Source organism: Sphingomonas sp. 10B4, assembly GCF_035019905.1.
GTDB lineage: Bacteria > Pseudomonadota > Alphaproteobacteria > Sphingomonadales > Sphingomonadaceae > Sphingomonas > Sphingomonas glacialis.
The window spans coordinates 1-7,723 of sequence record NZ_JASJVC010000108.1 but is presented as its reverse complement, the minus strand read 5'-3'; the positions used below and the strand labels follow the sequence as shown (position 1 = coordinate 7,723).

Genomic DNA, 7,723 nt, shown 5'->3' with positions numbered 1-7,723 from the left:
CATTCCGAACCGTAATCGGCACGATGCTCGTCAACCATCCGAACCGCGCGCTCACGGACTTCAGGTGAAAACTTGTTTGTCGTCTTGCTCATGGTAGCTCCTTCTCACAAGTAGGAGCCTCCGAGAAACCCGGGACGGTTCAAACTGCCAGACGTTTTCGACGGGGTTGAGCTTGGGGCATTTCGCCGGCAGCGGCAGTAGCGTGATGTTGCCGGGAATGACGAGGCCCGCCGAGAGATGCCATCCGGCTTGATCGAGGAGCAGCACGGCTGGGCACCCGGCGCGACGGCGGCGGCGATCTCGGCGAGGTGCACCGTCATGCCTTCGGTGTTGCAGCGGGGCAGCACCAGCGCCGCGCCCTTGCCCTCGGCCGGACAGATCGCGCCGTAGATGTACGCCGAGGTGGTGCGCTGATCCTTGGGTGCTGACGGTCGTGTTCCCCGCCGCGCCCAGCGCCGGGTAATGCCGTGTTGCGCGACGATCCGGGTACGAGAGCGCGACGATCAGGATGAGAACGTCTGACCGCGACGGGGCCAAGATGTGCGGTGTGTTTGTCGCTGGCAAGCCTCAAGTTTCGAGTTGATTGTCGCTGGGCGACACAGCGGCGATATTCTTGATTGTCGCGTAGCTTGGGGGTCGGCCGGCGCCGTGGTGTTTGCGGTCGGCAGCGGCGCGGCGGCGGAAGCTGTCGACGTTCATCTCGAAGATCGTGGCGTGATGGACGAGGCGGTCGACGGCGGCGAGGGTCATGGCGGAATCGGGGAAGATCTTGCCCCATTCGCCGAACGGCTGGTTGGCGGTGATCAGCGTCGAGCGGCGTTCGTAGCGGGCGCTGATCAGCTCGAACAACACCGAGGTCTCGGCCTGGTCCTTGCTGACATAGGCGAGGTCATCGAGGATCAGCAGGTCGAAGCGGTCGAGCCGGGTGATGGCCGTTTCGAGCGCCAGTTCGCGGCGAGCGACCTGGAGCTTCTGGACGAGGTCGGAGGTGCGGGCGAACAGCACGCGCCAGCCATTCTCGATCAGGCCGAGGCCGATCGCGGAGGCGAGATGCGATTTGCCGCCGCCGGGTCCGCCGACCAGGATGATGTTGGCCCCGCTGGCGATCCAGGCGTCACCGGCGCAGATCGCCATGACATGGGCTTTGGAGATCATCGGCACGACGTCGACGTCGAAGCTGTCGAGGGTCTTGCCGGGCAGGAGCCGGGCCTCGGCGAGATGACGCTCGATGCGGCGGCGGTCGCGTTCGGCGACCTCGTGCTCGGCCAGCGCGGCGAGGAAGCGCGCCGCCGGCCAGCCCTCCTTGTCGGAGCGTAGGGCGAACGCCGGCCAGCCCTGCTTGATCGCGGGCAGACGCAAGTCGTTAAGCATCAGGGTCAGCCGGGCGTCGTCGATGGTGCCGGTCATGCCGGCACCCCGCTCTGCTGGCCCAGCAACGCCTGATAGGCACTGAGCGGAAGACGAGTGACGGTGACGTCGGGCAGCATCGCGGGATCGGGCGCGAAGCGGGATCGTAGCGTCGCCATGTCAGGCAGGCGGGCGGCGGCGAGTTCGCCGACGAGGACCGTGGCGAGCTCGGCTTCACAGTTCCGGTCATGCGCGAGAAACAGCAGATCGACCATCAGCCGGCAGGCGGGGCGTTCGGGGAGTTGCTCGAGCAGCCGGTCGAAGGTCTGTCGATAGGCGTCGCGCGGGAACAGCTGGGCACGGTAGACCAGCCCGAGCAGTGCCATCGGCTTCTTGCGCAGGGCGTGGATGACGTGGTGATAATCGACGACGTGGCCGTGCTTGCCGTTGGCATCGGCCCGGCCGCAGTCGAGCGTCATCAGCGGCGTACCGCCCATGAACAGCTCGAGGCGGTCGTCGAAGAGCCGGACCCGCAGGCGGTAGCCGATCAGCCGTGACGGCACGGTGTAGAACACCTTGCGCAGGGTGAAGCCGCTCGACGAGGTGACGATCGTCTCCTCGTAATCGCAGGTCCGGCGGCCCGGCAGCGGCTGGAGGACGGCGCGCTCGGCCTCGATGCGTCTGGCGATCCGCGCGTTCTTGCGGCTGACGATCTCGTCGATGAAGCCGCGGTAGGCGGTGAGATCGGCGAAGTCGCTGGTGCCCCGCATCAGCAGCGCGTCGGTGACCGCCTTCTTGAGATGTCCGTGCGGACTCTCGATCGAGCCATTCTCGTGGGCAACGCCGCGATCGTTGCGGCTCGGTGGGTTCGGTGGGTCGTGTCCCTGGTGGTGGTGTAGCTCGCGGTTGGCCACCGGCGATCTTCGGATAGGTTTGGGTTGCGACACTCAACCGACGGAGATCACCGATGACCGACGATATGATGAACCTGCAGGCGCTGGTGGGGAAGAGCGCCGACGCTGATTTTCTGCGCGAGATGATCGGCTTTGCCGCGCAACGGCTGATGTCCCTTGAGGTCGGTGGCCTGACCGGCGCTGGCTATGGCGAGAAGAGCGACGACCGGCTCGCCCAGCGCAACGGCTATCGTGAGCGCGACTGGGAGACCCGGGCCGGCACCGTCGAGCGGCGCATCCCCAGGCTCCGGAAGGGCAGCTACTTCCCCGGCTTTCTCGAGCCCCGACGCCTTGCCGAGAAAGCGCTGACCGCAGTCGTGCAGGAGGCGTATATCCAGGGCATCTCGACGCGGTCGGTCGATGACCTCGTCAAAGCCATGGGGATGAGCGGCATTTCCAAGAGCCAGGTCAGCCGGTTGTGCGAAGAGATCGACGTCCGCGTGAAGGCGTTCCTCGAGCGTCCCATCGAAGGCGACTGGCCCTACGTCTGGATCGACGCCACCTATCTCAAGGTCCGCCAGAACGGCCGCATCGTCTCGGTCGCGGTCACCATCGCGGTCGGCGTTAACAGCGACGGTCGCCGCGAGGTGCTCGGCATGGCGATCGGCGCGTCGGAGGCCGAAACCTTCTGGACCGACTTCTTGCGCGGTCTCGCGCGTCGTGGTTTGCGCGGCGTGAAGCTCGTCATCTCGGATGCCCATGAGGGCATCAAGGCTTCCGTCTCCCGCGTGTTCAGCGCCACGTGGCAACGCTGCCGGGTGCACTGCTCCCGCAACGCACTGGCGCACGCCGGCAAAAGCGGCCGCCGCGTTGTCTCGGCCTTCATTGCCACCGCCTTCGCCCAGGAAACGCCCGACGCCGCCAAGGGCCAGTGGCGCAAGGTCGCCGACCAGCTCCGCCCGACCGTGCCCAAGCTGGCAACGTTGATGGATACCGCCGAGGAGGACGTCCTCGCCTACATGAGCTTTGCACCACAGCACCGGCTCAAGCTGCATTCGACGAACCCGATCGAACGCGTCAACGGCGAGATCAAGCGACGGACCAACGTCGTCGGCATCTTCCCCAATGAGGAGGCCATTACCCGCCTCGTCGGCGCGATCCTGCTCGAACAGAACGACGAATGGGCCGTCCAGCGTTTCCGTTACATGACACTGGAAAGCATCTCGCAAATGAGCGAGGATCCGCTCGTCGAGCTGCCAGCCATGGCCGCTTGATCAATCCGGCCTCGCCGGAGATCACCGGACTACCCCGGCGAAGCTACACCACTCAGTGGGACACGATCGGACGAAGAACACATGAGGGCGCTAGCGGCGATGGTTGCGGCCTGCTTCCGCGTCGGTCAGAAGCGCGTGCCGCACCGGCGGAGCCATCTGCGCGCAAGGAGTACATCGTGGGCACCACCAAGGCTGCGGTCGCGCTCGGGCTCGACTTCGGCACGAGCAACACGGTCGCGGCGCTCGCCGACGGAGCAGGGAACTCTCGCCTGGTAGAATTCGCCGGCGGGGAGACTACCGGTCCCGTGTTTCGCTCTGCACTGTGCTTCTGGGAGGACGAGCAAGCCAGAAACGGGGTGGCGCACGAGGCAGGGCCATGGGCGATCGCCGAATATCTCCAGTCGCCCCTCGACAGTCGCTTCGTGCAGTCGTTCAAGACGGTTGCGGCAAGCCCGCTCTTCGAACGGGCGCTGATCTTCAATCGACCGTTTCGCTTCGAGGATCTGGGAAGGTTGTTCCTGCAGAGGTTGGTCGCACACGCCGGGGGTCGGCTGGACGATCGGCCCGCGCGCGTGGTGGTGGGCCGCCCCGTCGAGTATGCGGGCGCGCGACCCGATCCGGCGCTTGCCCGGCAGCGCTACGACCTGATGCTCCGCGAATTCGGCACCGAGTTGTTCTACGTTCACGAGCCGCTGGGCGCCGCGTTCAGTTACGCTGCTCGCCTGACCGAGCCTGCGACGATCTTGGTGGCGGACTTCGGTGGTGGCACGACGGACTTCTCGCTGGTCCGCGTCGGCGAGGTCGGGGCTTCGCGGCGGTGCGTCCCGCTGGCGTCGTCCGGCGTCGCCATTGCCGGCGACCGATTTGATCAGCGCATCGTGGAACGGTTGGTGCTCCCGCTCCTGGGCAAGGGCGGACGCTACCGCTCAATGGGCAAGGTGCTGGACATACCCGATGGCTACTACGCCGAGTTCGCCGATTGGTCCCGGCTCGCCTTGATGCGCAATCGGCGAACACTGGACGAGCTGGCTCGCCTTCAGCGGGACGCGCTCGAGCCCGGGCATATCGGCCGTATGATCGCAATGATCGAGCACGAGCAGGGGTTTCCGCTCTACGACACCGTCGGGCGGCTCAAGCGCCAGTTGTCCGCCGCAGAGCATGCGGAGCTACGGTTCAGCGGTGACGGCGTCGAGATCGCGGCCGAAGTGCGCCGGGCCGATTTCGAGGAGTGGATTGCGGACGATCTTCGGCGGATCGAAGCCACGTTGGACGCAGTGCTCGCCCGCGCGAGCACTGCGGTTCAGGATGTCGACCGAGTGTTCCTGACCGGCGGATCCTCGCTGATCCCCGCGGTTCGCGCCATGTTCGAGCGCCGTTTCGATCCCGACAGGATCGCCACCGGCGGCGAGCTCACATCGATCGCGCACGGACTCGCCCTCATCGGAGAGCAGGCAAACCCGGCGGAATGGGCGGCCTAGACGAAGGTCTCGTGTTCGGGGGTCGTGAACGGGTGTCCGACCTCGGAAGCGCGAGCCAATTTGCGCGCCGACCTTTCAGTGTAGATCGGCGTGGAAAAAGGACCCCGTTAGCGGGGTGATCGGCGTCCAACAGGGACCCCTCATTTCGATAGTTTAGCGAGCTTTCTGGATTGTCCGGGGGGCGAGATTGGGATGCTGGTAGTGGAGACGGTTGTACGGGTCCGGCGCGAGTACGCAGGCGGCAAGCCGATCAAGGCAATTGCGCGGGATTTGCGGTTGTCGCGGAAGGTGGTGCGCAAGGCGATCCGCGCGCCCGAAGGGGCGTTTGACTATCATCGCACGGTCCAGCCGCTGCCCCGGATCGGTCCCTTTCAGGAGCGGCTGGACAGGCTGCTCGTCGAGAACGAGGCGAGGTCCCGGCGGGACCGGCTGCGGATGACGCGGGTTCACGACCTGCTGCTGCGCGACGGCTTCGAAAGCTCGTACGATGCCGTCCGCCGCTACGCGTCGCGCTGGACGGTCGAGCGGCGCAAGGGTGTCGGCGACGGCGCGCCAGCCTTTATCCCGCTGCTGTTCAGGCCGGGCGAGGCTTATCAGTTCGACTGGAGCCACGAGGACGTCGAGATCGCCGGCTTGCCCGTGCGGGTGAAGGTTGCGCACATGCGGCTGTGCGCGTCGCGGGCGGTGTATGTGCGGGCTTATCCGCGCGAGACGCAGGAGATGGTGTTCGACGCGCATGCGCGCGGGTTCGCCTTCTTCGGCGGCGTGCCCCTGCGCGGGATCTACGACAACATGAAGACGGCAGTGACGACAGTGTTCGTCGGCAAGGAGCGCGTATTCAACCGGCGCTTCCTGGTGATGGCGGACCATTACATGGTCGAGCCGACCGCCTGCTCGCCGGCGGCGGGTTGGGAGAAGGGGCGGGTCGAGCACCAGGTGCAGACGATGCGCGGTCGGTTCTTCCAGCCGCGCTTGCGGTTCGCCAGCCTCGCGGAACTCAACGGCTGGCTCGAGGCCGAGTGTCGCCGCTGGGCCATGCTTCATCCTCATCCCGAGCAAAAGGATATGACGGTCGCGGCGGCGCTCGACGCCGAGCGACCGGCGCTGCAGCCGATGCTGGCACCGTTCGACGGCTTCCACGAGACCGATCATGCGGTGACCGGCACCTGCCTGATCAGCTTTGACCGCAACCGCTACTCGGTGATGGCCCGAGCGGTTCGCCGCGTCGTACAGGTCAGGGCTTACGCCGACCGGATCATCGTTCGCTGCGGCGACGATGTCGTTGCCGAGCATCCGCGCTTCTTCGGACGCGACCGGATGATCCTTGATCCGTGGCATTACCTGCCGGTGCTGGCGAAGAAGCCCGGCGCGTGGCGGAACGGTGCGCCGTTCCACGACTGGACCCTGCCGCCGGCGCTGACGCGCCTGCGTCGCAGGCTTGGCACCGGTGACGAAGCCGACCGGCGCTTTGTCCGCGTGCTGGCAGCGGTCCTCACCGACGGTCTCGATGCCGTTGAGGCGGCAATCGGTGAGGCGCTGGACGAAGGGGCTGCCAGCGACGAGGTGATCCTCAATATCCTGTCGCGGCGACGCGAACCGCCCCGGCCGCTGACCATTGTCACGTCGGCCGACCTGGCGCTGGCGCATCCGCCGGTCGCCAACTGTGCTCGTTACGATCAGCTTCGAGATGCCCGTGCAGCGGCATGAGATGATCGACGCGATGCGAGGCCTTGGCCTCAAGGGCATGGCAGGCGCGTTCGACGAGGCGGTCACCACCGGCATCCAGCGCAACCGCACGGCCATGGAGATCCTGACCGATCTACTCCGCGCCGAAGCCGCTCACCGCCACGCCGCCTCGATCCGCTACCGGATGGGCGCCACCAAGCTGCCGGTGATCAAGGATATCGACGCGCTCGTGTTCGACGGCATGCCGATCAACGAATGGCTGGTGCGCTCTCTCCATGCCGGCTCATTCCTGCCCGGGCGGCGCAATGTCGTGCTGGTCGGCGGCACCGGCACCGGCAAGACCCACCTCGCCATCGCCATCACCGCCAGCGTCGTTCGCGCCGGGGCCCGTGGACGCTACTTCAACACCGTCGATCTCGTCACCCGGCTCGAGGAGGAGAGCCGCATTGGCAAGGCCGGCGCACTCGCCGCCCAGCTCGCCCGGCTCGATCTCATCGTCCTCGACGAACTCGGCTATCTGCCGTTTGCGCGCTCGGGCGGCCAGCTGCTGTTCCATCTTGTCAGCAAACTCTACGAGCGGACCTCGGTGATCATCACCACCAACCTCGCATTCGGCGAATGGCCCACCGTGTTCGGCGACCCCAAGATGACCACCGCACTCCTCGACCGCATCACCCACCACTGCGACATCGTCGAGACCGGCAACGACAGCTGGCGGTTCAAGAACCGGAGCTGAGGCCCCAGGCCACCGCCACCACCAACAGCAAGACGGCTTCGCGATGCTTGCGCCTCCGGTCGGGCTACGCCCTCCCTGCAGCGCAAGCATCGCGACTATCGCCCATCCCCACCAGCACACGCATCATCGCCAAGGGGGTCCCTATTCGACGCCGATCGGGGGTCCCGTCTGCACGCCGATTGACAGGCAACCCCCTCGACCGCGCCCGGAATGTGCTGACCGACCGGATCGTAATCGCGGAAGCGGGCATGGGCATAGGCAATGTCGGCGTCGACCGTCAGCCAGTGGAACGGCTTGTAATAGTTGGAG

Annotated in this window: 6 protein-coding genes and 2 pseudogenes; 4 read left to right on the top strand and 4 right to left on the bottom strand. The window is 66.3% G+C overall.

Annotated elements, in window-relative coordinates; translation table 11 throughout:
* Nucleotides 1-141: 141 nt before the first annotated feature.
* The 3 genes and pseudogenes from QN347_RS18205 to QN347_RS18195 all read right to left on the bottom strand — a co-directional run.
* Nucleotides 142-464, bottom strand: a pseudogene (locus tag QN347_RS18205) (transposase); the annotation flags it as partial.
* A gap of 103 nt (nt 465-567) precedes the next feature.
* Nucleotides 568-1,407: an IS21-like element helper ATPase IstB gene (gene istB, locus QN347_RS18200; protein ID WP_322161040.1), complete on the bottom strand. Its 840-nt coding sequence runs from the start codon at nt 1,405-1,407 to the stop codon at nt 568-570.
* Nucleotides 1,404-2,210, bottom strand: a pseudogene (locus tag QN347_RS18195) (IS21 family transposase); the annotation flags it as partial. The pseudogene QN347_RS18195 and the gene istB (QN347_RS18200), both read right to left, overlap by 4 nt.
* A 104-nt stretch (nt 2,211-2,314) precedes the next feature.
* Here QN347_RS18195 and QN347_RS18190 point away from each other — a divergent pair.
* From QN347_RS18190 to istB (QN347_RS18175), 4 genes are all read left to right on the top strand, one after another.
* Entirely contained in the window at nt 2,315-3,514 is a 1,200-nt protein-coding gene (locus QN347_RS18190; RefSeq protein ID WP_322161042.1) for an IS256 family transposase, read from the top strand.
* Nucleotides 3,515-3,690: 176 nt separating this feature from the next.
* On the top strand, nt 3,691-4,992 hold the full coding sequence (locus QN347_RS18185; protein WP_322161044.1) for an Hsp70 family protein: 1,302 nt from the start codon (nt 3,691-3,693) through the stop codon (nt 4,990-4,992).
* Between the two features lie 192 nt (nt 4,993-5,184).
* Complete coding sequence (gene istA / locus QN347_RS18180; protein WP_322161045.1) at nt 5,185-6,699, top strand: IS21 family transposase; 1,515 nt, start codon at nt 5,185-5,187, stop codon at nt 6,697-6,699.
* Complete coding sequence (istB, locus tag QN347_RS18175) at nt 6,686-7,414, top strand: IS21-like element helper ATPase IstB (protein WP_322164131.1); 729 nt, start codon at nt 6,686-6,688, stop codon at nt 7,412-7,414. The genes istA and istB (QN347_RS18175) overlap by 14 nt, the downstream gene beginning before the upstream one ends.
* Before the next feature lie 95 nt (nt 7,415-7,509).
* On the opposite strand, the gene QN347_RS18170 is transcribed toward istB (QN347_RS18175), so the two are convergent.
* A partial coding sequence (locus QN347_RS18170; RefSeq protein WP_323494289.1) for a hypothetical protein occupies nt 7,510-7,723 on the bottom strand: 214 nt, incomplete at its 5' end.